A 23,783-nucleotide genomic window follows, 5' to 3' on the forward strand; every position below is an offset into this window, starting at 1 on the left:
ATATGGTTGATTATGCACGTGTTGGTTTGCACCCTTCATATTACACCATGAATGATGCTACAATGCTAAAAAAGGAAAAAGAACGCTTAGAGGCAATAACTAATATGCCAATTACACGTTCGAGACAACATTATTTAAGGGTTTCTATACCAGAAACGTATCAACAACTAATAGATTTAGAAATAGAAGAAGATTACTCAATGGGCTATGCAAGTCATGCGGGCTTTAGGGCAAGTACGTGTACTCCTTTTTATTTTTACGATTTGGATTTTGAAATTCAAACACCGTTAAAAATTTTTCCATTTGCTTTAATGGATTCATCATTAAGAGATTATATGAAGTTAACACCCAAGCAATCTTTAGGAAAGATTCGCGATTTAAAGAACGAGGTAAAGGCAGTAAACGGAACTTTTATAACCGTATTTCATAATGAAAGTTTGAGTAACTATTTGAGATGGAGAGGGTGGAATAGAGTGTATAATTCAATGCTTAAAATAGTAGCAAATGATTAGAGATAATACAGCAGTAAAACATATATTTTTTGATTTAGATCACACGCTGTGGGATTTTGATAGAAACTCTAAATTAACGTTTAAACGAATATTTGACGAACAAAATATACCTATTGTAATAGATGATTTTTTAGAAGTTTATCTTCCTGTAAACTTAAAGTACTGGAGGTTGTATAGAGAAGATAAAATTGAAAAAAATGCGTTGCGTTATAGCAGACTTAAAGAAACTTTTGATTGTTTAAATTATACTATTTCTGATGATTTAATCGATAAAATATCAACAGATTATATAGATTACTTACCTAATTTTAATTATTTATTTAAGGATGCTTTAGAGGTTTTGAATTATTTAGAAGGTAAATATCAGTTGCACATTATTACCAATGGTTTTGAAGAAGTTCAAAATTTGAAGCTGAAAAAATCAGGTATTCGTCAGTTTTTTAAGCAAATTATAACCTCTGAATCTGTGGGAGTAAAAAAACCTAATCGTTTGGTCTTTGAATATGCTCTAAAAGTAGCAGATGCCCAAGCCCACGAGTCTGTTATGGTAGGAGATAGTTATGAGGCAGATATCGTAGGAGCACTCAATTCTGGGTTAAATGCGATACATTTTACTAATGAAATACAGAATAATGAAGTGCTAAGCATAGCTCACTTAACCGATTTAAAAAAATATTTATAAGTTTATAAAAAGGAAATCATATAGAATCAAGATATAAAAATGAAAAAAGTACTTTTAATAGTGTTCTTCGTAACTACTGCAAGTTTTGCGCAAAAAAATATCAATAATTATAAATATGTAATTGTTCCGATTAAATTTGATTTTGTTAAAGAAAAGAATAAATACTTAACAAGTTCATTAACAAAATTTTTATTTAACAAATACGGGTTTACCGCTTTTTTAGATGAGGAAGAACTTCCTGATGAATTAGCAAATAACAGATGTTTAGCTTTAACAGGAACAGTAAAAGATAATTCTAATATGTTCACCACGAAGAGTATCATTGAATTGAGAGATTGCCATAATAATGTAGTGTATACATCGCAAGTAGGAAAGAGCAAAGAAAAAGAGTATAAAAAGGCATATCACGAAGCTATTCGGAATGCTTTTAAGTCGGTGCAAGGGCTAGGTTATAAATACATTCCAAAAGCAGAAGAGACAACTATAGTTACAGCAACTCCAGTGAAAGTGGTTGAGGTGCCTACAACAGCGATTATTAAAAATGGGCCTGTAGAGATTGTTGAAAAAGAAGATAAATTAAACGTCTTATATGCACAGTCGATACCTAATGGATTTCAGTTGGTTAATATGAAACCAGTAGTTGTTTTTGTTGTACTAAAAACGAGTGTAAAAAATGTTTTTATTCTTAAAAATAAAAATGGGATTTTATATCAAAATGGCACTTCTTGGTTTGCTGAGTATTATGAGAATGACAGTAAAATTACTAAAGAATATCAAGTGAAATTTTAAAATGAGAATTGAAAAGGAGAGCTAAGTAGGCTCTCTTTTTAATACTTGTATTTATCTTTCCAACGCTGTTTTAGTAATTCTCTAAATTGGTTTTCTCTAGCGTTATTACCAGGTTCGTAAAGTTTGGTGTTTTTGATTTCATCGGGTAAAAACTCTTGATTTACAAAATTACCAGCGTAGTTATGAGAATAGAGGTACTCTTTTCCATAATCTAAATCTTTCATCAATTTTGTAGGCGCATTCCTCAAGTGCAAAGGAACTGATAAATCTCCTGTTTTTTTTACTAAATTTTGTGCCTCTCCAATAGCCATATAAGAGGCATTGCTCTTAGGAGAATTTGCTAAATATACCGCACACTGACTTAAAATAATCCTAGATTCTGGGTAGCCAATTACCGAAACTGCTTGAAAGGTATTGTTGGCTAAAATCAATGCTGTAGGGTTTGCATTACCAATATCTTCTGAAGCAGCAATTAACATTCTACGAGCAATAAACTTAACATCTTCGCCACCTTCAATCATTCTCGCCAACCAATATACCGCCCCGTTTGGGTCGCTACCTCTGATAGATTTTATAAAAGCAGAAATAATGTCGTAATGCTGTTCACCAGTTTTGTCATACCGAACCGTGTTTTTCTGAATTTTAGCTAATACCAATTCATTTGTAATTTCTACTTCATCCTCTGCAGCGACTAACAATTCAAAAATATTTAAAAGTTTTCGTGCGTCGCCACCAGATACTTGAAGTAACGCATCTGTTTCTTTTAAATTAATTTTTTTCTGAGAAATGATTTCATCTTTTTCTATAGCACGATGTAATAATGCAATTAGATCGTTTTTATCAAAAGAATTTAAAATGTATACTTGGCAGCGAGAGAGTAGGGCAGGGATTACTTCAAAACTAGGGTTTTCTGTGGTAGCACCTATTAAAGTAACCCATCCTTTCTCTACAGCACCTAATAAAGAGTCTTGTTGTGACTTGCTAAAACGATGAATTTCATCAATAAATAAAATAGGATTTTTCTGTGTAAATAATCCACCACTTTTCTTTGCCTTTTCAATTACTTCACGAACATCTTTTACCCCAGAACTAATGGCACTTAAGGTGTAAAATGGGCGACCAGACTCGTTCGCAATAATAGTTGCTAAAGTGGTTTTACCAATTCCTGGAGGTCCCCATAAAATTAAGGAAGGAATAATTCCTTGTTTTATATGATTGGTTAAAATTCCATTTTCGCCTACTAAATGTTGCTGACTAATATAATCGCTTAAGTTTTTTGGGCGAATTCTTTCTGCCAAAGGTTGATTCATATGGTAAAAGTAGTAAAGATTTATGACAGAACTTCAGAAATATCATTTTGGATTTATTTTTGTTAGTTTAAAAAATTATGAATACAGATCAACACTTAAAATTTTCTCCCTCTATTTTCACGCTACCCTTGCTATTTGTTTTTGCAATATGGTTTATATATTGGTTGGAGATTAAATTTGGATGGAATTTTAACAAATTTGGAGTCTTTCCAAGAAATTTTAGTGGTTTAAAAGGTGTTTTTTTCTCTCCTTTTATTCATAGTGATACCAAGCATCTTTTTAATAATTCAGTTCCCTTATTTGTATTATCAGCGTGTCTTTTTTACTTTTATAAAGAAATGTCATTCAAAGTTTTAATTTATGGAGGTATTATAACCGGATTATTAACTTGGATAATTGCTCGTGAATCCTATCATATCGGTGCAAGCGGAATTGTGTATTTACTTTTTAGCTTTGTACTTTTTAGTGGAATTATAAAGAAAAATTACCGATTGGTGGCAGTTTCTTTTATCACTATTTTTTTATATGGAAGTATGATATGGTATGTATTTCCAATTAAAGAAGGCATGTCATGGGAAGGGCATTTGTCTGGATTACTAACGGGTTTTGCTTTAGCACTCTTTTATCGAAAAAAAGGAATCGTACAAGAAAAGTTTGAGTTCTCTCAAACAGCGTTCGACACTATGTTTGATGACGAAGGAAACTATATTCCACCTGTATTAGAAGAAGAGATCGAGTTACAAGAAATCAAATACAATTACATTTATAAAGAAGAAGAATAAAAAGTTTTTTGCTTTCTACAGTAAACGTTGTCTAACAGTTTCATACAAAAATGCACCGCAAGCTACAGAAACATTCAGTGATTCAATTTCACCTAACAATGGCAGTTTAGCTTTGTAATCTGCCATTTTTAGTACTGAGTTACTTACTCCTTTGTGTTCAGAACCCATTACAATAGCAATAGGTTGATTAAAATCAACATCGAAAACAGAATCTTCGGTTTTTTCAGTAGCCGCAGCTAATTTAATGTCAGCAGCTTTCAGTTGAAAAATAGCATCTTTAATATGGTCTACTTTGCAAATAGGTACTTTAAAGGCAGCACCAGCAGATGTTTTAATCGTTTCAGCATTTACAGGAGCACTACCACTTTTTTGAATGATAATTCCATTTACACCTGTACATTCGGCAGTTCGTATAATAGCACCAAAGTTTCTTACGTCTGATATTTGATCAAGTAATAGGAATAAAGGAGTACTGTCTGATTCTAATGCTTCTTCAATTAAGCTTTCTAAATCATAAAACTCAATAGGAGAGATCTTAGCAACAGCACCTTGATGGTTGTTATGTTTAGACAAGCGATCTAATTTCTCAGTAGGAACGACACTGGTTGATATTTTATTTTTCTTAAGAAGTTTATCCAATTGAAAAAACAGCTCTCCTCGTAAGCCTTTTTGAAGATATACTTTGTTAATTGATGCACCACTTTCTATAGCTTCAATAATTGCTCTAATACCAAAAATGTTTGTGTTTTGTTCCATGCTGCAAATGTAGTTGATTTTATGAGATAAAAAAACCACCTCGTGAAGAGGTGGTATAAGTTTTACTTTTAAACAATTTTAGTATTAATTTGTGTCAAAATCTGTTGATTCTGAAGAGCCAAAGTCTCCTCCTCCAGAAGCTTTAACTGAACCGCCAATAGTAAGAGTGTAAGTTCCGTTTGCAGGATAACTTAAACCGTCTCCATAACTATCTTTAATGGTAAAGGTAAATGTTCTACCAGCACACAAAGTTATAGGTACAGAAGCAGTAGCCTGACCATCGCTATAGGTTTCTACATCAGCAGAGGCTACAACACCACCTTCAGAGTCTAATATTTCCCAGCTAGTTTCACTACCATATCCATCAAAAACAATATCTAATGTTCCTGATACTTCATTACAATTTTGAATATAACCAATAGTGGTAGATCCACCATTAGAAAGTCCCTCTTCACCATCAAAATTTAAAACTAATTTGTTTACACTAATGCCTAAATTAACATCAGATAGCTGAACAGACAAAGTTCCTTCATTTTGATTTGCAGGAATTGTTACAGAGCTAGGTACACTATAGGAACCAGCATCGGCATTAGTTGCATCCATATCTACAGAAACTCCAAAAGTTCTATCAGAACTTGTAATGTTTGCCGTATATACAGTAATATCATAGGTAGTAGTAGCACCAACATCTACACTAGTAGAGTAAGATGGCTTACCGAACGTTACATAATTTGTATTTAAAGGTTCAACTTCATCATCACAGCTACTTAAAGAAAAACTAGCAACGATAGCTAGAAATAATAATTTTATATTTTTCATAATTATTAACTTTATGTTAGTTATTAATCAAAGTAGAAAAAACACTATTTCTGATAATTAGAAATAGTGTTTCTAATATCTTTATTGGTTTTGATCTGAGACAAAAGGATTGTTTTGAATTTCAGATTCTGGAATTTCAAAAGTCAATCTCTCATCATTATACTGTATCGGTACACCTACAAAAGAAAGGTGATTAGAACCTCTGGTAATTGTAGCTTTATTACGCTTCATAGCTAAGTAGCTCTTACCTTCTCCCCATAATTCTATACGAGTTTGTAAGTAAATTTCATCTAATAAAGACTGACCACCCAGTGCATCTATATAAGAAGCATCAGGAACTCTTGTTGCTACAAAGTTTTTCAACATAGTTTTAGCAGTACCCTCAGCGCCAGATTTTGCAGCAGCTTCGGCAGCCAATAAGTGCATTTCAGCTACACGCATGTAAACATAGTCTGCTTGTACAGTTTGTGAAGCTCCATATCTCTGTCTGTTTTCATCATAAAACTTAAACAATGGCATTAAGTGTTCACCAAAAGAAGTATTATTAAAAAACTGACCTTTTCTAACATCATCAGCAGGTATGGCATCAAATAAAGACTGATCAATAGATTTAAAATCACCAAAGGCTGGATAGCTATAACTATAATAGTCCATTTGTCCCCACCATGATATTAAACCTAATCCAATTTCAGTATTCAAATCAACACCCCACATCCACCCTGATGTGGCTAAGTTATTAAAACCTCCTGTTAATTCTCCACCTTGCATTAAAGTATAGGCTCCTCCATTTACAACAGCAGCAGCATGTGTGTATGCATCACCATATTCTCCTTTAGCTGCCAACACATAGGCGTATACAGCGTGAGCAATATCTTGATTTATTTCTGTTTTGTTTGATCTATTAAAACCTTCAAGTAAAGTAATAGCATCTTTCAAATCACCTTCGATTAAAGTATAGATTTCTTCAGCACTTACTTTTGGACCATTCTTTTCTGTTGAATTTCTATAGATAGGCAATATCAACTCAGAAGGATTGTATTCTTTCTGAAAGAATTGGGTTAAGTAAAAATAAGAGTGAGCTCTCAATGTTTTTGCTTGACCCATGATGTATTTATTTTCATCACTCTCAGGAATAACGTCCATTCCACCTAAACCATCGATAACCTGATTACAAGCTCTTATTATTCTGTAGTAGTATCTCCAAACTTGATAATTGTCAAGAAAAGTGAAATCACTAGGTCCTTGAAATTCAGTAATGCTGGCTCTATACCATCCGTATACACTTTGACTCAAAGCCATATCACCAGATAGCATGTCTCCAAAAATATCATATGCTTTTTGACCAAAATCATCATGTCCACCAGTACCCCCAGTTTCTGTCTGGAATGTTAAAGAATAAACACCCGTCATCAAAGCATTAGTTACTTCAGGGTCAATAGCTATAGCTTCTTCCAGCTGAACTGAAGATAAAGTTTCAGTTCCTTCTTTTATAGGATCATCTAAAAAATCATCACCACAACCATACCCTAAAAAAAGTAAGGAAGATAGTAAACTTAATTTTATTATATTATTTCTCATTGTAAATATTGTTTTAAAATTTAACTCTAACACCTAAAGTAAGGGTAGACATAGGTGCATATAATCTTCTTCCTGAGTTTCCTGATTCTCTTGTGTTGGGCAAGAAACCTTCACGAGCAGTATTCATGTATAAATTATCTCCAGTAAGTGAGATATTCACCATGTCAACACCTGAGTTTTCGATAAATCGAGCAGGAATGGTGTATCCTAAACTGATATTATTTAAAGCAAGATAATCTGTACTAGTTAAAAATCTTGTAGAACCAGAAGTTGAATTTTGGTCTGTACCATCAGCCAATCTAGGCACATCAGTAATATCCCCAGGGTTTCTCCATCTATTAACTATGTCTTTGTGAAAATTATTACCAACTGCACCAAAACGGTCAGCCATTAATTCAGCATACTGTCCATCATAAGCATAACCACCTAAACTATACGTAAACTGAGAAGATAAGTTGAAATCTCCTAATCTAGCAGCTAATCTAAAGGCACCTCTAACATCTGGAATTAATGATTTGTTAGCGTATACCTCAGTTGCGTTTGAATATGTTTTAGTAACGGCTTTTTTGATATTAGCATCTGGTACTCTTTGCTCATATTCTACTATTGAACCTGTTTGATTTGTGTTGTTACCGTTATCATCAGGAATAGCAAAACCAGCCTCTCCAGCATCTAAAACTCCATTGTCATTTTTGTCATCATAATATTGATACCACATTGGAGCACCATCGGCAGGGTCAACCCCAGCCCACTCTCTCATGTAAAAATCATAGATAGACCTACCAACAGAATATCCGTAATTTCCATTTGAATTATCTAAATACTTTTCTGCTCCTGTGGCAGGGTCAACAGGCATTCTTGTGATTTCATTACTTGCAACCTCACCGTTAACAGATAAATCTAGTGCAAATCTTTCTTTTTTGATTAAGTGTCCTGTTAATTGAAATTCTAAACCAGCGTTTAGCAGTTCTCCATCATTTACTGTGATGATAGCAATACCTTGCGAAGGACCAACCCTTCTATCAAAAATCAAGTTATCAGTTCTCTTTTGATAATAGTCAACAGTACCATCTAAGAAGTTACCTAAGGTAAATTCAGTACCTACCTGAAATTGTCTTGAAGTTTCCCAAGTCAAATCAGCATTACCATTACCATCAGGAGAAATTGAAATATTACCAGAAAGGTTACCTAAAATAAAGTCATCTGCGCCAGAGTAAAACCCAACACCAGCTTGATCACCAGTAACACCATAGGAAGCTTTAAGTTTTAAGAAACGGAATAAATTATTATTACTTAAGAAGTTTTCGTTACTTAAAATCCAAGCAGCACCAACAGAACCAAATACTCCCCACTTATCTTTTAAGAAACGAGAAGAACCATCAGTTCTTACAGAACCAGTTAAAAAGTATTTTTGCATATAGTTATAATTAGCTTGTGCAAAGTACGATTCGATAGTATATCCTTCTCTAAAACCAGTAGGAAGCGCTAGTTCACTCTGAAAGTTGTTTAAATCTAAATTAAAAGGACTAACTTGTAAACCTTTCCATTGAGTAGCATCGGTTGCTGTGTACTCAGTAGATTCATGTGCAGCCAACACCTCTAATGAATGATTACTCCAGTTTTTATTGAACCTTAATAGCTGTAAAAAATTTTGAGTTAAGAAAGTTTCATCTGTAACAAATAAGTCACCTCCAGTAGACTGACCACCTCCATAAAACTTATTAGTGTAGTTTTTGTTTTGTCTTGTAGTGTATTGAGCACCGTACCTAACTTCTGCTTTTAAGTAATCTGTAAATTTAATTTCAAAAGAAAAATTACCATCGATTGCATGAGCATTTCTTCTGTTTACATCGTAATTAGCAGAACCAATTGGGTTTAGTCCATTTGCATTTGGTCTATCTCTAAATCCTGAAAGAGAACCATAATCGTACTGATAACCTCCGTAAAAAGGATCTGGAACTAACTGTCCGTTATCATCTCTTAAAAAGACAGGGAAGATAGGAGCCATTTTATCAGCAAATTCAAAAACATTTTCTGAACCTACAATTTGTCCGTTTGCTAATCTTTCAGAGAAATTATAACCAATATTAGAACTCACTTTTAACCAAGGTTTAATATCTGTAGTAAGGTTTAAACGTGTAGAGTATCTTTGAAAACCTGTATTGAGAGCATAACCATTGTCATCTAAATAACCAAAAGAGGCAAAGTAAGTAGTGTTTTCGCTACCTCCACCAAAACGAGCATTAGCCTCAGTTCTAATAGCAGGATTAAAAGCTAAGTCAGCATATCTTTTAGGTGTGTATTTTCTTGTAACTCCAGGTAATACTTCACTAGTTTGTGGGTCTATTAAATCTGCACCACTAGTAACGTTCCACATGTTATAACCAGGAGCAACATAGTTACCTGTAAAAAGATTGTCATTAGCAAAACCAATAGGGTCAGGTCTACCATCAATTGCAGCTTTATTTTTTATACCTTCCCAAACATAACCAATATACTCTTCTGGAGAAGTGATTACATCATATCGAGGAATTAATTGATCATTAACCCCAGTTTTTACATCAACTTCAATGTAAGAATTGCTTTTACTACCTTTTTTAGTTGTAATTAAAACAACACCGTTGGCTCCACGTGAACCATAAATAGCAGTTGCTGTTGCATCTTTTAAGATAGTTGTACTCTCAATATCTGCTGGATTGATAGAGTTCAAACTGTTACCATAGGGTACCCCATCTACAACATATAAAGGATTACGGTTACCGTTTACAGAACCATAACCACGAATACGCACTGTACCAACGGTACCAGGTTGCCCAGAAGTGTTTATTACATTTACACCCGCTACCTCACCAATTAAAGCTTGAGATACATTTGAAAATGATTTAGCTTCAATGTTTTCAGCTTTAACCACAGATGCTGTACCAGCATAAGCCTTTTTAGTCGTTGTACCATAACCTACAACAACGACTTCTTCTAGTAAGTTATCTGTCTCTAAAACAACATTCATTTGATTAGAAGACCCGACAGTTCTTTCAGTCGATTTCATTCCAACAAAACTAAAAACTAAGACATCTCCAGTTTTTGCTTGAATAGTGTAATTTCCATCAAAATCGGTTTCAGTACCCTGAGTAGTACCTTTTTTTAGTATGGTAACCCCCGGTAATGGACCAGATTGATCTGAAACAGTACCTGAAATCGTTTTTTCTTGCGCAAAGGATATTTGCACAACCAACGCTAGGAATAGCGTTAAAATTCCATTAAACTTTGTTCTCATTATGTAATTATTTGAATTAATTAACCGCTAAAATCTTAAATAAATCTTAAATAAACAATTTTTTAACATAAAAAAGCCTCATGGGTTTAAATCCATGAGGCTTTTAGATAGTTATTTTCTAAATTTAATTATATTATTTGTCCCACCATAATTTAGTGAAAAGGTCGTCTGTACCTTGTGCAGCAACGGCTGCATCATAACCTACTTTGTTTTGAGTAGGTTCATTACTAGGATAGGCATGTCTTACAGGTATGCTATTACCAGTTAATGCATCTACCGCAGGTGTTAAAACAGGATAGTCTAACCTTCTCCACTCAGCCCATGCTTCGTAGGGTTGATAAAACAAAGCTAACCACTTTTGTTCAGCAATTTGATTCATTGCATTAGCTGCGTCGAAGGTAACTTCTGGACGGTTTAAATATTCATCATATACATCTACTTCCACCTCCAGAATCGTTCCATCAGGTTGAGGAATTTCATCTATTCTGATAGGTTCTACTTCCCATTGTTCCATAGAAGCTAGAATAGCTTCTTCGTAATAAGTTTGAGCATTACCAGGAATCCATCCTAACAAAACAGCTTCAGCTTTATTGAAAGCAATTTGAGCATAGGTAAACATTGGTAATGAAGTAGTACTTTCAAGAATCAAATCATTATTCATAAAAGAAACATCGGCGTTAGGTATAGAACCGGCATCTGCCCAACCGTATTGCAAACCTACAAAAGTACCTGAAGATTCTGCTGGTTCACCAAACATAGGTAGACGTGGGTCGTTAGTAGCTAACATTTTATCAACTAGAACATCACTTAAGCATTCATCTGTTCTACCTGCATCAACGTAATCGTCTTGATAAGGGTTGTCAAAAGAATCGTTATCGATACATGGATACATAATATTTTCACTCACAGATGAGATTGCACCACCCATGGCTTCATTAAACTTTGTTGCTGCATAACCAGTTGGGCTAGGATACACTTTTGCTAAACGAATAGCCATGTTCATTTTTAAAGTATTGGCAAACTTTTTCCATTGAGACATGTTTCCGTTAAAAATAATATCACCATCAGGACCACTACCGCCGTCCATTTGAGCTACCGCTTCATCAATTTTATCAAATAAGTCTTTGTAAATAGATTCCTGACTATCATACTTAGGATAAGGTTGTTGAACCCCACCGAAAGCTTCTGTGTAAGGTAACATACCCCAACGATCTGTCATCCATTGAAAATAATAAGCCCACATTATTTTAGCAACCGCTATTTGGTTATTGTTAGAACCATAAGCAGCCATAGCTTCTTTAGTAGTAGGGTCTGAGTTGATGTCAATAATAGTTTTTAATGCCTGTAAGGGTTTGTTATATAAACTCACTGTGGCTTCAGGTTTTGTTGGGTCAGCACCACTTCCAGTAATATTCCAATTAAAGTTAATTGTTTGATATCTCGATTCTTCTGTATATTGTGTTTGCGATAAATGTTGTACATATAAAGAAGGTGTAGCTGTCGAATTTAAGCTCAAAGCTCCGCTTAATGACCCTTGTGCACCAGTTAATAAAGATGGTGGTAAAGGATCTGAAGGGTTATTCAAGTTATCACTTGTTGACCCGAAATCATATGATTCACAGCTGACTAACGACGCAATAATTGCTGTAACTGCAAATCCCTTTAATATTAATTTTTTCATTGTTAAAATGCTATTTTAATTAAAATTTAACCTTGATATTCATACCAAATGTTCTACTACTAGGTAATTGTCCACCTTCAGCCCATCTATATCCTTGACCAATACCAGATCCACCATTAGTGTTTTCTATCTCTGAAGGATCAACACCCTCTACGTCAGAGTAAATTAGCCAAACATTGTTTGCAAAAGCGTTTACAGAAATACCTTCAACAAAAGTATTTGTGAAAATTTTAGCAGGTAAGTCATAGCCTAGTGAAATTTGTCTTAACTTAACGTAAGAAGCATCGTAAATCCATCTTTCGTGAAGTGCGAATAATCTGTTCCAATAAGTTTGAGATTCTACATAATATGAAATTGGCTGTCCACTAGTTGAATCAACTCCTTCTACTAACACCCCTCCAGTATTTGCATTGGCTGTACTGTCTCCATAAATCACATTAGGGTTAGTAGCGTTTGGATCGTCTGGGGTAGGAGCAGGAACATTAACTCCGCTTACATCATCTCTAACGGGGTTTCCTAAAGCGTTGTCTCCAACAGTAGGAGTTAACAATCCTGAGTAGTGACCAAACATTTGTGTTACAGAGAAGAATTTACCTCCTTTTTGGAAATCAATGTTGAAAGATAGATTGATGCCCTTGTAAGAAAATGAGTTGTTAAAACCACCGGTGAAGTCAGGTAACAAATTACCCAAATATTGGTTTTGTTCGAACTGAATTCTACCTTGACTATCTAATAACATATTGCCATTGTCATCTCTAGTAATTTTTCTACCATAAAAAGCACCCCACTCTTCACCTTTTCTAGCTTGTAATTGTAAACCTCTCCATGAGTTAGCTAAGGTTTGAGAAGTAATTTCTTCTCCAGTTACTGGGTCAATATACAATTCGTCTACTACTCTCTTTAAAGTAGCAAAGTTAATTCCTACATCCCATGTGAAATTTTCGTTCTTAACAGGGGTAGCACCAAGAGATACTTCAAAACCTGTAGAAGTAAACTTTCCAGAGTTAATTGCTGATGAAGTATAACCTGTAGCAGGAGACAATGGAATATCAATAGGTATTTGCTCATCCTTTCTGTCAAAGTATGTGAAATCTAAACGCAAGCGATTAGCAAAAAACTGTAATTCAGTACCAACCTCAAGTTCTGTTCTTTTACCTCCTTCAATCAATGGATTTGCTTGGTTAGCTGTAGAGTAAAAAGGTACAGTTCCGTTGTAAGAAGCTCCTGTAATATACGTTTGATCTAATCTGTTTAATCCAGGGAAATCTGGAGCTTCTGCATATCCTACTCTTACTTTACCAAAAGAAAAAGCTTCACTATCAATTAACTTATGGAATAGGAAACTCGCAGAACCTCCATACGTAATTTTTCTATTATTATCGCGATTAGCTTTAGAGTTCCAGTCACTTCTCACAGAACCGTCTAAGTATAACATATCGTTAAACCCAAGAGATGCCGTAGCAAAAAGTCCTCTGTTTTTCTCGTTCCACTCTCTGTTCGTATATTCAGGTCTGTCTTTAGAAGAGGCAACAGTGTAAATGCCAGGTATCGTTAAACCACCTACAGTAGCTCCTTCAATATATCTTCTTTGCCATTGTCTTAATTCAGTACCTGCAGTAGCGGTTAAATCAAGACTTTCACTTAAATCTTTTTGGTAAGTAGCAGCGGCAAAAAACTCTGTAGTGCTTATGGTTTCGTCTCTTTCAGTATAAGACGTTTGATTTAAACCGCCAAAAGCAACTCTCGAATCGCTTCTGTATGAATTCACAGTTCTTCTTAATTCAACGTTAAACTTTAAATCATCAGTAGCGTCGAAGTTTAATCCAATATTACCAAAAGTGGCATTTTTTGTTTGATTTTTAAGATTTTGATCTGTTTCAAAATAAGGAGAATCCCAATATAGAGGATTAATGTTACTGGTACTTCTTATGTTCCAAGTATAGAACTGACCATTTTGATTGTAGCTGTTTCTTAAACGCTTAAAATCTAATTGTCTTTGCCACCATTGGTTGAAGTTAGATGCTACACTTCCATAACCTCCAATAGGATCGTTCACAGTAGTTCTGTACTGGTAGTTCGCATTAGCATACACTTCGAACTTATCACTAATATCAAAACTAGCACTCAAACCAACCTGTCTTAAATCTCTACTTGAGTTTGGCATAACACCATCAACGTCAAAGTTTCTTAAAGAAGCTTTAATATTGTAGTCTTCGCCACCTTTAGAAAAGGTTAAAGAGGTATTTGTAGAAAGACCAGTGTTGAAAAAATCTTCAACATCATTTTCACTAGGAGACCATGGTCTTAACTTTCCATATTCAGAAGATCCTGGTATCCAACTATCCCAGTGTCTAACTAAAGTACCATCTAATCTTGGTCCCCAAGACTCATCAGCAGCATAGTTAGGAATGTTTTGACCATTTAAAACACCAAATTGTTGTGTATATCCACCACCGTATTGATTTTGGTAATCTGGAAGAATGTATACATTAGATACCTGTACAGATTGGTCTAAAACTACGGATGTTTTTCCGCTCTTAGCTTTCTTAGTTGTAATAATAACAACACCGTTTTTACCAATAGGACCATATAATGCTGTTGCAGCACTACCTTTAAGTACACTTAAATCTTCTATGTCATCGGTATTGATGTCAGCAGAACTTTCTACTTTAATACCGTCAACAACATATAGTAGATCTTGTTCACCTCTCAAACGAATCAAGGCATTACCAAAACCAGAAGAAGGAGCACCTATTAATTGTACCCCAGCAACTCTACCTGCAATAGAGTTGTTAATGTCAACTTCTCTCGTTTGAGTCAGCTGTTCGCTGTCTACAGATTGTTGAGCAAAACCTAAACTCTTTTTCTCTCTCTTAATACCAAGAGCTGTTACAACAACTTCGTCAAGAACGTTGTCGTTAGTCATAGTGATGTTCATTGTGTTAGAAGCACCAACTATTTTTTCTTGGGTTTTCATCCCAACAAAACTAAAAATAAGAACATCTCCAGCCTTTGCATTGATAGAAAATTTTCCATCAAAATCTGATTCTGTACCTGTATTTGTTCCTTTTTTTAATACATTAACTCCAGGTAAAGGTCCTGTTTCGTCAGAAACCGTACCTGAAATCGTTTTTTCTTGCGCAAAGGATATTTGCACAATCAACGCTAGGAATAGCGTTAAAATTCCATTAAACTTTGTTTTCATCATGTGATTATTTGAATTAATTGAGTCAAAAGTCATAAATAAAACTTAAAAAAACAAGGTATTTGTTAAAATATTCTAAAAAGCTCAGAAGTAAATTATACTTTATCTGTTTTATGGTAGTGTTTTAATAATACTTATTAGAACACTAGCTGTAAATGTTGATTGGTTTAAATTTGCACAACGCTGCGTGAAGAATGTTTTATAAAATAATTCCTTGATATTTGAATAATAGGAAAATTATCGTACATTTGCAGCCTCTTAAAAATTAGAGATTTAAGTACAAATTAAAAACAAGTAATAATTTAGTATGCCAACTATTCAACAATTAGTTCGTAAAGGAAGAACCAAAATAACTAAGAAGAGTAAATCGGCTGCTTTACAAGCATGTCCACAAAGACGTGGTGTTTGTACGCGTGTGTATACCACTACACCTAAAAAACCTAACTCAGCAATGCGTAAGGTAGCAAGGGTGCGTTTAACAAATGGTAACGAAATCAACGCGTATATCCCAGGTGAGGGGCACAACTTGCAAGAGCACTCGATAGTATTAGTTAGAGGTGGAAGGGTAAAAGATTTACCAGGTGTTAAATATCACGTGGTACGTGGAGCATTAGATACTGCAGGTGTTGAGGGTAGAACCCAACGCAGGTCTAAGTACGGTGCAAAACGCCCTAAAGACAAAAAGTAAAAAATAATTAGTAACTTTTTTAATGTAAAGACATGAGGAAAAGAAGAGCTAAAAAAAGAGTTTTGTTACCGGATCCAAGATTCAACGATCAATTAGTTACACGTTTTGTGAATAACTTAATGTGGGACGGTAAGAAATCTGTAGCGTTCAAAGTGTTTTACGATGCAATGGATATCGTAAATGAAAAGAAAACTGACGAAGAAAAGTCAGCTTTAGAAGTGTGGAAAGATGGTTTATCTAACGTGATGCCTCACGTAGAAGTACGTTCTCGCCGTGTGGGTGGAGCAACATTCCAAATTCCAATGCAAATTCGTCCAGACCGTAAGGTGTCTATGGCGATTAAATGGATGATTTCTTATGCGCGAAAGCGTAATGAAAAGACAATGGCACAGCGTTTAGCCGCTGAGATTTTAGCTGCTGCTAAAGAAGAAGGAGCTGCTGTTAAAAAGAGAGTTGATACTCATAAGATGGCTGAAGCAAACAAAGCATTCTCACACTTTAGATTTTAATAAGAAATGGCAAGAGATTTAAAATATACAAGAAATATTGGTATTGCTGCTCATATTGATGCTGGTAAAACAACAACAACAGAGCGTATTCTTTTCTATACAGGAGTATCTCATAAAATTGGAGAAGTTCACGATGGAGCGTCTACAATGGACTGGATGGAGCAAGAAGCAGAAAGAGGTATTACTATTACTTCAGCAGCAACTACTTGTACATGGCAATTCCCAACAGAAAACGGACAACCTACTGCTGATGCGAAAGGGTACCACTTTAATATTATTGATACTCCAGGGCACGTTGACTTTACTGTAGAGGTAAACCGTTCGTTACGTGTATTAGACGGATTGGTGTTCTTATTCTCTGCGGTTGATGGAGTGGAGCCGCAATCTGAAACTAACTGGCGTTTAGCTGATAACTATAAAGTGCCTCGTATCGGTTTTGTTAACAAAATGGACCGTCAAGGAGCGAACTTTTTAGCAGTTTGTCAGCAAGTAAAAGATATGTTAAAGTCTAACGCAGTGCCAATCGTTATCAATATTGGTGAGGAAGCAGACTTTAAAGGAATTGTTGATTTAGTTAAAAACCGTGCTATTGTATGGCATGATGATAACTACGGATCAACATTTGATATTGTAGATATTCCAGAAGAATTAAAAGAAGAAGCTCATGAGTTACGTGGTAAGTTAATCGAGGAGGTTGCTGCTTATGACGAAAACTTATTAGAGAAATATATGGAAGATGAAGATTCAATTACAGAAGAAGAAGTGCATGCTGCGCTAAGAGCTGCTGTAATGGATATGTCTATCATTCCAATGATATGTGGTTCTTCATTTAAGAATAAAGGAGTACAGTTCTTATTAGATGCTGTATGTCGTTATTTACCTTCTCCTGTGGATAGAGAAAATATCGTAGGTACGAATCCTGATACAGGTGAAGAAGAAACTCGTAAGCCAGATGCAAAAGCACCATTTTCTGCTTTAGCGTTTAAAATTGCTACCGATCCTTTCGTAGGTCGTTTAGCATTCTTCCGTGCGTATTCTGGTCGTTTAGATGCAGGTTCTTATGTGTTGAACAACCGTTCTGGAAAAAAAGAGCGTATTTCACGTATCTACCAAATGCACTCTAACAAGCAAAATGCAATTGATTTTATCGAAGCAGGTGATATCGGGGCTGCCGTAGGATTTAAAGATATTAAAACAGGAGATACTTTATCTGATGAAAAGCATCCAATCGTTTTAGAATCTATGGATTTCCCAGATCCAGTAATCGGTATTGCTGTAGAGCCTAAAACGAAGGCCGATGTAGATAAGTTAGGTATGGCTTTAGCAAAATTAGCTGAAGAAGATCCAACATTTACTGTAAAAACAGACGAAGCTTCAGGTCAAACGGTAATTTCAGGAATGGGTGAGTTACACTTAGATATTATTGTAGACCGTTTAAAGCGTGAGTTTAAGGTTGAAGTAAATCAAGGACAACCACAAGTAGAGTACAAAGAAGCTATTACTGCTGCTGCAGATCACAGAGAGGTTTACAAGAAACAATCTGGTGGACGTGGTAAGTTTGCTGACATTGTATTTACTATGGAACCAGCTGATGAAGGTGTAACAGGATTACAGTTTGAGTCTATTATTAAAGGTGGTAACATTCCTAAGGAATTTGTTCCTTCTGTAGAAAAAGGATTCAAGGAAGCCATGAAAAATGGCCCATTAGCAGGATACGAAATGGATGCGATGAAGGTTACTTTAAAGGATGGTTCATTCCACCCTGTAGATTCTGATCAGTTATCATTCGAATTGGCTGCTAAAATGGGTTACAAAGCTGCTGCAAAAGCTGCAAGAGCTGTAATCATGGAACCAATGATGAAATTAGAGGTGTTAACTCCAGAAGAAAATATGGGAGACATCGTTGGAGATTTAAACAGAAGACGTGGTCAAGTAAACGATATGAGCGACCGTGCTGGATCTAAAGTAGTAAAAGCAATCGTTCCATTATCAGAAATGTTCGGATATGTTACAGCATTAAGAACATTGTCTTCAGGTAGAGCAACTTCTACAATGGAATTTTCTCACTATGCAGAAACTCCAAGTAACATTGCTGAAGAAGTAATCGCAAACGCTAAAGGTTAATTAAGATGAGTCAAAAAATTAGAATAAAGTTAAAGTCTTATGATTATAATTTAGTAGACAAGTCTGCTGAGAAAATCGTAAAGACAGTAAAGAGTACTGGTGCTGTAGTAAACGGACCAATTCCTTTACCAACAAATAAAAAGATTTTTACCGTTTTACGTTCACCACACGTAAACAAAAAATCAAGAGAGCAATTTCAATTATCTGCTTACAAAAGATTATTAGATATCTATAGTTCTTCTTCAAAAACTATTGATGCTTTAATGAAGTTGGAGTTACCAAGTGGAGTTGAAGTTGAGATTAAAGTATAAGTAAATCAATAACTTTCGGTTTAATTTTGTTAAGCCGAAAGTTTTTTATACTTTTGCACACCGAAATTTTAGTTTCGGAGTGTTGAAATTTCTGAAAAGTATTCAGAAATCACATGTCCTGAGGGTTTCGCGAAGGAAAAACGGTAAAAACAAATTCAGAGAGTGAAGGCGTTTTCGCTCTTTTTTTTTGAGAAACTTAAAGGGAATTAAGAAACATTTGTTTCAAATAATTATTTTATTAATAGACGCGCTGGATAAAAAAATATCTATTCGTCTGAAAATTAACAAATATGTCTGGGTTAATAGGAAGAAAAGTAGGAATGACCAGCTTATTCGATGAGAACGGGAAGAACATTCCTTGTACTGTAATCGAAGCGGGTCCTTGCGTTGTTACCCAAGTCAGAACCGAAGAGGTTGACGGCTATAACGCGTTACAACTTGGTTTCGATGACAAAAAAGCAAAAAGCTCTAACAAAGCTTTAGATGGTCACTTTAAAAAAGCTGGTACCTCTGCTAAAAGAAAGGTCGTTGAATTTCAAGAATTTGAAGGAGAGTACCAATTAGGGGACTCTATTACTGTTGAATTATTTACTGAAGGAGAATTCGTTGATGTATCGGGTGTTTCTAAAGGTAAAGGATTTCAAGGTGTTGTAAAACGCCACGGTTTTGGTGGGGTTGGACAAGCAACTCACGGTCAACATAACCGTTTAAGAGCTCCTGGTTCAATTGGTGCAGCATCATACCCTGCAAGAGTATTCAAAGGAATGCGCATGGCAGGTCGTATGGGTGGAGACAAAGTAAAAGTTCAAAATTTAAGAGTTTTAAAAGTGGTTGCCGATAAGAATCTTATCGTTGTAAAAGGAGCAATTCCTGGTCACAAAAACTCTTATGTAACTATCGAGAAATAATGAAAGTAGCAGTATTAGATATTACAGGAAAAGATACTGGTAGAAAAGTTGAACTTTCTAGCGAGGTATTCGGAATTGAGCCAAATGATCACGCAATTTATTTAGATGTAAAGCAGTATTTGGCAAATCAAAGACAAGGTACTCATAAATCGAAAGAAAGAGCTGAGATTGCTGGTAGTACAAGAAAGATAAAAAAACAAAAAGGAACAGGTACTGCACGTGCAGGTAGTATCAAGTCTGGTGTTTTTAGAGGTGGAGGACGTATGTTCGGTCCAAGACCAAGAAACTATTCTTTTAAGTTAAATAAAAACTTAAAGCGTTTAGCACGTAAGTCGGCTTTAAGTATGCAAGCAAAAGATAATAATTTAGTAGTGGTAGAAGACTTTAATTTTGAAGCACCAAAAACTAAAGAATTTATCAATGTATTAAAAGCTTTAGAATTAGACACTAAAAAGTCTTTATTCGTATTAGGTGAAGAAAGTAAAAATGTTTACTTATCATCTCGTAACTTAAAAGGTTCTAAAGTAGTAGATGCTTCAGGAATTAACACATACAGCGTTTTAAATGCTAACAAAGTAGTTATTTCTGAAAGCTCTCTAGAAGGAATTGAGTCTAATTTAAGTAAATAGGGAACAAGATGAGTATTTTAATTAAACCTATTATTACAGAAAAAGCTACAAATGATAGCGAGTTAAACAACCGTTATGCATTTGTTGTAAACAAAAAAGCTAACAAATTAGAGATCAAAGGAGCTGTTGAAGCTGCTTACGGTGTAGCGATTGAATCTGTAAAAACAATGAATTATCCAGCACAAAGAAAAACTAAATACACCAAAAAAGGTTTAGTAACTGGATTAACAAGTGGATACAAGAAAGCGATCGTTCAGTTAGCTGAAGGAGAAACTATTGATTTTTATAACAATCTTTAAGAAAAGACAGAATGTCAGTTAGAAAATTAAAACCAATAACACCAGGTCAGCGTTTTAGAGTTGTAAATGGGTTCGACACCATTACTACTGATAAGCCGGAGAAATCTTTATTAGCTTCGAAAAAACGATCTGGAGGTCGAAACAACCAGGGTAGAATGACTACACGTAACATTGGTGGAGGTCATAAACAAAAATACCGTATTATCGATTTTAAAAGAGATAAGCAAGGTGTTCCTGCAACAGTAAAAACTATCGAGTACGATCCAAATCGTACTGCATTTATTGCTTTAGTTAGTTATGCTGATGGTGAAAAGCGTTATGTGATAGCACAAAACGGATTAAAAGTAGGGCAAACAATCATTTCAGGAAAGGAAGCAAGTCCAGAAGTTGGAAATGCAATGAGCTTAAGTCAAATTCCTTTAGGTACTACAATTTCTTGTATTGAATTACACCCAGGTCAAGGAGCTGTGATGGCTCGTTCTGCTGGAGCTTTTGCTCAGTTAGTTGCAAAAGAAGGTAAATATGCAACAGTTAAATTACCTTCTGGAGAAACAAGATTGATCTTATTAACTTGTATGGCTACTATTGGAGTAGTGTCTAACTCAGACCACCAATTATTAGTTTCAGGTAAAGCAGGTAGAAGTAGATGGTTAGGAAGAAGACCAAGAACAAATGCAGTAAGAATGAACCCAGTTGATCACCCAATGGGAGGTGGTGAAGGACGTTCTTCTGGAGGGCATCCAAGATCTAGAAACGGTATTCCTGCGAAAGGATATAAGACTAGATCAAAGACCAAAGCTAGTAATAAGTATATCGTAGAACGTAGAAAGAAATAATAAACCATGGCAAGATCATTAAAAAAAGGACCTTACGTTCACTATAAGTTAGAGAAAAAAGTGTTAGCTAACGTAGAAGCAGGTAGTAAGTCAGTTATCAAAACTTGGTCTAGAGCAAGTATGATTACTCCTGATTTCGTAGGACAAACAATTGCAGTTCATAACGGACGTCAGTTTGTACCAGTTTACGTTACTGAAAACATGGTAGGTCATAAATTAGGCGAATTTTCACCAACACGCTCGTTTAGAGGGCACGCAGGTGCAAAAAATAAAGGTAAAAAATAGTAGGAAATTATGGGAAGTCGTAAACATAACATGGCAACACAGTTAAAAGAAGCTAGAAAGTCGAGAGCTTTCGCTAAATTAACTAATTGTCCTACATCACCAAGAAAAATGCGCTTGGTAGCAGATTTAGTAAGAGGAGTAGAAGTTGAAAAAGCTTTACAAATCTTAAAATTCAGTCCAAAAGAAGCATCACGTAACTTAGAAAAGTTATTATTATCAGCAATTGCTAACTGGCAAGCTAAAAATGAAGATGCAAGTATCGAAGATGCTGGATTATACATAAAATCAATTTGTGTTGATAGCGCAGGTATGTTAAAAAGGTTAAGACCAGCTCCGCAAGGGCGTGCACACAGAATTCGTAAGCGTTCTAATCACGTAACTTTAGAGTTAGGAACTAAAAACAACAGTAATTAATCAAAGTAGAAATGGGACAAAAGACAAATCCAATAGGAAATCGTTTAGGAATTATCAGAGGATGGGAATCTAACTGGTACGGTGGAAATGACTACGGAGATAAGATTGCTGAAGATGATAAGATAAGAAAGTATTTATATGCTAGATTATCAAAGGCAAGTGTATCAAGAATTATTATTGAGCGTACTTTAAAACTTGTAACCGTTACTATCACTACAGCACGTCCAGGTATCATTATTGGTAAAGGAGGTCAAGAGGTAGACAAGTTAAAAGAAGAGCTTAAGAAAATTACTGGTAAAGAAGTTCAAATTAATATTTTCGAAATTAAACGTCCAGAATTAGATGCAAGATTAGTTGCATCAAGTATTGCACGTCAAATCGAAAACAGAATTTCTTACAAGCGAGCTACTAAAATGGCAATCGCTGCTGCAATGAGAATGAATGCAGAAGGAATAAAAGTGCAATTATCAGGTCGTTTAAACGGAGCTGAAATGGCACGTTCTGAGCATTACAAAGAAGGAAGAATTCCTCTTTCTACCTTCAGAGCAGATATCGATTATGCACTTGTTGAAGCACATACTACATACGGAAGAATCGGTGTGAAAGTATGGATTATGAAAGGTGAGGTTTATGGAAAACGTGAATTATCTCCATTAGTTGGACTATCGAAGCAAAAAGGTAGTGGAAACAAAGGTGGTGGTAATGGTAAACGTCAACCTCGCAGAAGAAAATAATTTTTAAAAGAAATTAAAAATGTTACAGCCAAAAAGAGTAAAATACCGTAAGGTACAGAAGGCGAAAGGAAATATGAATGGTAATTCTGGTAGAGGTACTCAACTTTCTAACGGAATGTTTGGTATCAAATCATTAGACCAGAACTTACTTACCTCTCGTCAAATTGAGGCAGCTCGTATTGCGGCAACTCGTTATATGAAAAGAGAAGGGCAACTTTGGATTAAAATTTTCCCAGACAAACCTATCACTAAGAAACCATTAGAGGTACGTATGGGTAAAGGTAAAGGGGCACCCGATCATTTTGTTGCTGTTGTGAAACCAGGTAGAATTTTGTTTGAAGTTGGTGGAGTGCCAATGCACATAGCAAAAGAAGCACTACGTTTAGCAGCGCAAAAACTTCCTGTAAAAACGAAGTTTGTAATAGCAAGAGATTTTGATTATAACGCTTAATTCTAATTAGATCATGAAACAATCAGAAATTAAAGAATTATCAACAGCTGACTTACAAGAAAAGCTAGGGGCGTTGAAGAAAAATTATACTGATCTTAAGATGGCTCACGCCATAACTCCATTGGAAAACCCATTAGAGTTACGTAGCTTAAGAAAAACTGTGGCAAGAATTGCTACAGAGTTAACTAAAAGAGAATTACAATAATT

General features: G+C 35.1%; 24 protein-coding genes. 17 read left to right on the plus strand and 7 right to left on the minus strand.

Annotation, left to right across the window (positions count from 1 at the left end):
• The first annotated feature begins 2 nt into the window (after positions 1-2).
• Genes P8625_RS15290 through P8625_RS15300 form a run of 3 tightly spaced genes read left to right on the plus strand, consistent with a single transcriptional unit; the run spans position 3 to position 1,983 of the window.
• Positions 3-512: a polysaccharide deacetylase family protein gene (locus P8625_RS15290; protein ID WP_279651299.1), complete on the plus strand. Its 510-nt coding sequence runs from the start codon at positions 3-5 to the stop codon at positions 510-512.
• Entirely contained in the window at positions 505-1,194 is a 690-nt protein-coding gene (locus P8625_RS15295; protein WP_279651300.1) for a YjjG family noncanonical pyrimidine nucleotidase, read from the plus strand. Before P8625_RS15290 ends, P8625_RS15295 begins: the two co-directional genes overlap by 8 nt.
• Before the next feature lie 39 nt (positions 1,195-1,233).
• Positions 1,234-1,983 (plus strand): hypothetical protein, encoded by a 750-nt coding sequence (locus P8625_RS15300; protein WP_279651301.1) that lies wholly within the window; start codon positions 1,234-1,236, stop codon positions 1,981-1,983.
• 38 nt (positions 1,984-2,021) lie between these two features.
• On the opposite strand, the gene P8625_RS15305 is transcribed toward P8625_RS15300, so the two are convergent.
• Positions 2,022-3,293: a replication-associated recombination protein A gene (locus P8625_RS15305; protein WP_279651302.1), complete on the minus strand. Its 1,272-nt coding sequence runs from the start codon at positions 3,291-3,293 to the stop codon at positions 2,022-2,024.
• Between the two features lie 77 nt (positions 3,294-3,370).
• Here P8625_RS15305 and P8625_RS15310 point away from each other — a divergent pair, with 77 nt between their 5' ends.
• Positions 3,371-4,075, plus strand: coding sequence for a rhomboid family intramembrane serine protease (locus tag P8625_RS15310; protein WP_279651303.1), 705 nt, complete (start codon positions 3,371-3,373; stop codon positions 4,073-4,075).
• A 15-nt stretch (positions 4,076-4,090) separates the two neighbouring features.
• Here the strand turns inward: P8625_RS15310 and rlmB are convergent, their stop codons facing one another.
• From rlmB to P8625_RS15340, 6 genes are all read right to left on the minus strand, one after another.
• Positions 4,091-4,831 carry a 23S rRNA (guanosine(2251)-2'-O)-methyltransferase RlmB gene (rlmB, locus tag P8625_RS15315; RefSeq protein ID WP_279651304.1) on the minus strand — a complete coding sequence of 247 codons (741 nt, stop codon included), beginning with the start codon at positions 4,829-4,831 and terminating at the stop codon, positions 4,091-4,093.
• Between the two features lie 84 nt (positions 4,832-4,915).
• The gene (locus P8625_RS15320; protein WP_279651305.1) at positions 4,916-5,650 is read right to left on the minus strand and encodes a hypothetical protein; all 735 of its coding nucleotides are present in this window, start codon (positions 5,648-5,650) and stop codon (positions 4,916-4,918) included.
• A gap of 81 nt (positions 5,651-5,731) precedes the next feature.
• Complete coding sequence (locus P8625_RS15325; RefSeq protein WP_279651306.1) at positions 5,732-7,228, minus strand: RagB/SusD family nutrient uptake outer membrane protein; 1,497 nt, start codon at positions 7,226-7,228, stop codon at positions 5,732-5,734.
• Positions 7,229-7,241: 13 nt separating this feature from the next.
• Positions 7,242-10,502: a SusC/RagA family TonB-linked outer membrane protein gene (locus P8625_RS15330; RefSeq protein ID WP_279651307.1), complete on the minus strand. Its 3,261-nt coding sequence runs from the start codon at positions 10,500-10,502 to the stop codon at positions 7,242-7,244.
• A gap of 133 nt (positions 10,503-10,635) precedes the next feature.
• Complete coding sequence (locus P8625_RS15335; RefSeq protein ID WP_279651308.1) at positions 10,636-12,183, minus strand: SusD/RagB family nutrient-binding outer membrane lipoprotein; 1,548 nt, start codon at positions 12,181-12,183, stop codon at positions 10,636-10,638.
• 19 nt (positions 12,184-12,202) lie between these two features.
• Complete coding sequence (locus P8625_RS15340) at positions 12,203-15,391, minus strand: SusC/RagA family TonB-linked outer membrane protein (RefSeq protein WP_279651309.1); 3,189 nt, start codon at positions 15,389-15,391, stop codon at positions 12,203-12,205.
• A gap of 304 nt (positions 15,392-15,695) precedes the next feature.
• Here P8625_RS15340 and rpsL point away from each other — a divergent pair, with 304 nt between their 5' ends.
• The 13 genes from rpsL to rpmC all read left to right on the plus strand — a co-directional run bounded on the left by rpsL (position 15,696) and on the right by rpmC (position 23,781).
• Positions 15,696-16,076, plus strand: a complete 381-nt coding sequence (gene rpsL / locus P8625_RS15345; RefSeq protein ID WP_279651310.1) for a 30S ribosomal protein S12 — start codon at positions 15,696-15,698, stop codon at positions 16,074-16,076.
• Between the two features lie 32 nt (positions 16,077-16,108).
• Positions 16,109-16,585 (plus strand): 30S ribosomal protein S7, encoded by a 477-nt coding sequence (gene rpsG / locus P8625_RS15350; protein ID WP_028890723.1) that lies wholly within the window; start codon positions 16,109-16,111, stop codon positions 16,583-16,585.
• 6 nt (positions 16,586-16,591) lie between these two features.
• The gene (fusA, locus tag P8625_RS15355) at positions 16,592-18,709 is read left to right on the plus strand and encodes an elongation factor G (RefSeq protein WP_279651311.1); all 2,118 of its coding nucleotides are present in this window, start codon (positions 16,592-16,594) and stop codon (positions 18,707-18,709) included.
• Between the two features lie 5 nt (positions 18,710-18,714).
• Positions 18,715-19,020: a 30S ribosomal protein S10 gene (rpsJ, locus tag P8625_RS15360; RefSeq protein ID WP_024740605.1), complete on the plus strand. Its 306-nt coding sequence runs from the start codon at positions 18,715-18,717 to the stop codon at positions 19,018-19,020.
• A gap of 290 nt (positions 19,021-19,310) precedes the next feature.
• Positions 19,311-19,928, plus strand: coding sequence for a 50S ribosomal protein L3 (gene rplC / locus P8625_RS15365; RefSeq protein ID WP_279651312.1), 618 nt, complete (start codon positions 19,311-19,313; stop codon positions 19,926-19,928).
• On the plus strand, positions 19,928-20,557 hold the full coding sequence (gene rplD, locus P8625_RS15370) for a 50S ribosomal protein L4 (protein ID WP_279651313.1): 630 nt from the start codon (positions 19,928-19,930) through the stop codon (positions 20,555-20,557). The genes rplC and rplD overlap by 1 nt, the downstream gene beginning before the upstream one ends.
• Positions 20,558-20,565: 8 nt before the next feature.
• Positions 20,566-20,856 carry a 50S ribosomal protein L23 gene (gene rplW, locus P8625_RS15375; protein ID WP_279651314.1) on the plus strand — a complete coding sequence of 97 codons (291 nt, stop codon included), beginning with the start codon at positions 20,566-20,568 and terminating at the stop codon, positions 20,854-20,856.
• An 11-nt stretch (positions 20,857-20,867) separates the two neighbouring features.
• Complete coding sequence (rplB, locus tag P8625_RS15380) at positions 20,868-21,692, plus strand: 50S ribosomal protein L2 (RefSeq protein WP_279651315.1); 825 nt, start codon at positions 20,868-20,870, stop codon at positions 21,690-21,692.
• 6 nt (positions 21,693-21,698) lie between these two features.
• Positions 21,699-21,977, plus strand: coding sequence for a 30S ribosomal protein S19 (gene rpsS / locus P8625_RS15385; RefSeq protein WP_028890729.1), 279 nt, complete (start codon positions 21,699-21,701; stop codon positions 21,975-21,977).
• A gap of 9 nt (positions 21,978-21,986) precedes the next feature.
• Positions 21,987-22,391, plus strand: a complete 405-nt coding sequence (gene rplV, locus P8625_RS15390; RefSeq protein WP_279651316.1) for a 50S ribosomal protein L22 — start codon at positions 21,987-21,989, stop codon at positions 22,389-22,391.
• 11 nt (positions 22,392-22,402) lie between these two features.
• Positions 22,403-23,125, plus strand: coding sequence for a 30S ribosomal protein S3 (rpsC, locus tag P8625_RS15395; protein WP_279651317.1), 723 nt, complete (start codon positions 22,403-22,405; stop codon positions 23,123-23,125).
• 19 nt (positions 23,126-23,144) lie between these two features.
• Positions 23,145-23,576: a 50S ribosomal protein L16 gene (gene rplP, locus P8625_RS15400; RefSeq protein ID WP_279651318.1), complete on the plus strand. Its 432-nt coding sequence runs from the start codon at positions 23,145-23,147 to the stop codon at positions 23,574-23,576.
• A gap of 13 nt (positions 23,577-23,589) precedes the next feature.
• Entirely contained in the window at positions 23,590-23,781 is a 192-nt protein-coding gene (gene rpmC, locus P8625_RS15405; RefSeq protein ID WP_028890733.1) for a 50S ribosomal protein L29, read from the plus strand.
• Positions 23,782-23,783: the final 2 nt, after the last annotated feature.

The organism is Tenacibaculum tangerinum, assembly GCF_029853675.1.
Classification (GTDB): domain Bacteria; phylum Bacteroidota; class Bacteroidia; order Flavobacteriales; family Flavobacteriaceae; genus Polaribacter; species Polaribacter tangerinum_A.

What these genes read in the sequence shown, in the direction of transcription:
- P8625_RS15290 (WP_279651299.1), top strand. Translation starts at nt 3, where the DNA reads ATGGTTGATTATGCACGTGTTGGTTTGCACCCTTCATATTACACCATG.
- P8625_RS15295 (WP_279651300.1), top strand. Translation starts at nt 505, where the DNA reads ATGATTAGAGATAATACAGCAGTAAAACATATATTTTTTGATTTAGAT.
- P8625_RS15300 (WP_279651301.1), top strand. Translation starts at nt 1,234, where the DNA reads ATGAAAAAAGTACTTTTAATAGTGTTCTTCGTAACTACTGCAAGTTTT.
- P8625_RS15305 (WP_279651302.1), bottom strand. Translation starts at nt 3,293, where the DNA reads ATGAATCAACCTTTGGCAGAAAGAATTCGCCCAAAAAACTTAAGCGAT.
- P8625_RS15310 (WP_279651303.1), top strand. Translation starts at nt 3,371, where the DNA reads ATGAATACAGATCAACACTTAAAATTTTCTCCCTCTATTTTCACGCTA.
- rlmB (WP_279651304.1), bottom strand. Translation starts at nt 4,831, where the DNA reads ATGGAACAAAACACAAACATTTTTGGTATTAGAGCAATTATTGAAGCT.
- P8625_RS15320 (WP_279651305.1), bottom strand. Translation starts at nt 5,650, where the DNA reads ATGAAAAATATAAAATTATTATTTCTAGCTATCGTTGCTAGTTTTTCT.
- P8625_RS15325 (WP_279651306.1), bottom strand. Translation starts at nt 7,228, where the DNA reads ATGAGAAATAATATAATAAAATTAAGTTTACTATCTTCCTTACTTTTT.
- P8625_RS15330 (WP_279651307.1), bottom strand. Translation starts at nt 10,502, where the DNA reads ATGAGAACAAAGTTTAATGGAATTTTAACGCTATTCCTAGCGTTGGTT.
- P8625_RS15335 (WP_279651308.1), bottom strand. Translation starts at nt 12,183, where the DNA reads ATGAAAAAATTAATATTAAAGGGATTTGCAGTTACAGCAATTATTGCG.
- P8625_RS15340 (WP_279651309.1), bottom strand. Translation starts at nt 15,391, where the DNA reads ATGATGAAAACAAAGTTTAATGGAATTTTAACGCTATTCCTAGCGTTG.
- rpsL (WP_279651310.1), top strand. Translation starts at nt 15,696, where the DNA reads ATGCCAACTATTCAACAATTAGTTCGTAAAGGAAGAACCAAAATAACT.
- rpsG (WP_028890723.1), top strand. Translation starts at nt 16,109, where the DNA reads ATGAGGAAAAGAAGAGCTAAAAAAAGAGTTTTGTTACCGGATCCAAGA.
- fusA (WP_279651311.1), top strand. Translation starts at nt 16,592, where the DNA reads ATGGCAAGAGATTTAAAATATACAAGAAATATTGGTATTGCTGCTCAT.
- rpsJ (WP_024740605.1), top strand. Translation starts at nt 18,715, where the DNA reads ATGAGTCAAAAAATTAGAATAAAGTTAAAGTCTTATGATTATAATTTA.
- rplC (WP_279651312.1), top strand. Translation starts at nt 19,311, where the DNA reads ATGTCTGGGTTAATAGGAAGAAAAGTAGGAATGACCAGCTTATTCGAT.
- rplD (WP_279651313.1), top strand. Translation starts at nt 19,928, where the DNA reads ATGAAAGTAGCAGTATTAGATATTACAGGAAAAGATACTGGTAGAAAA.
- rplW (WP_279651314.1), top strand. Translation starts at nt 20,566, where the DNA reads ATGAGTATTTTAATTAAACCTATTATTACAGAAAAAGCTACAAATGAT.
- rplB (WP_279651315.1), top strand. Translation starts at nt 20,868, where the DNA reads ATGTCAGTTAGAAAATTAAAACCAATAACACCAGGTCAGCGTTTTAGA.
- rpsS (WP_028890729.1), top strand. Translation starts at nt 21,699, where the DNA reads ATGGCAAGATCATTAAAAAAAGGACCTTACGTTCACTATAAGTTAGAG.
- rplV (WP_279651316.1), top strand. Translation starts at nt 21,987, where the DNA reads ATGGGAAGTCGTAAACATAACATGGCAACACAGTTAAAAGAAGCTAGA.
- rpsC (WP_279651317.1), top strand. Translation starts at nt 22,403, where the DNA reads ATGGGACAAAAGACAAATCCAATAGGAAATCGTTTAGGAATTATCAGA.
- rplP (WP_279651318.1), top strand. Translation starts at nt 23,145, where the DNA reads ATGTTACAGCCAAAAAGAGTAAAATACCGTAAGGTACAGAAGGCGAAA.
- rpmC (WP_028890733.1), top strand. Translation starts at nt 23,590, where the DNA reads ATGAAACAATCAGAAATTAAAGAATTATCAACAGCTGACTTACAAGAA.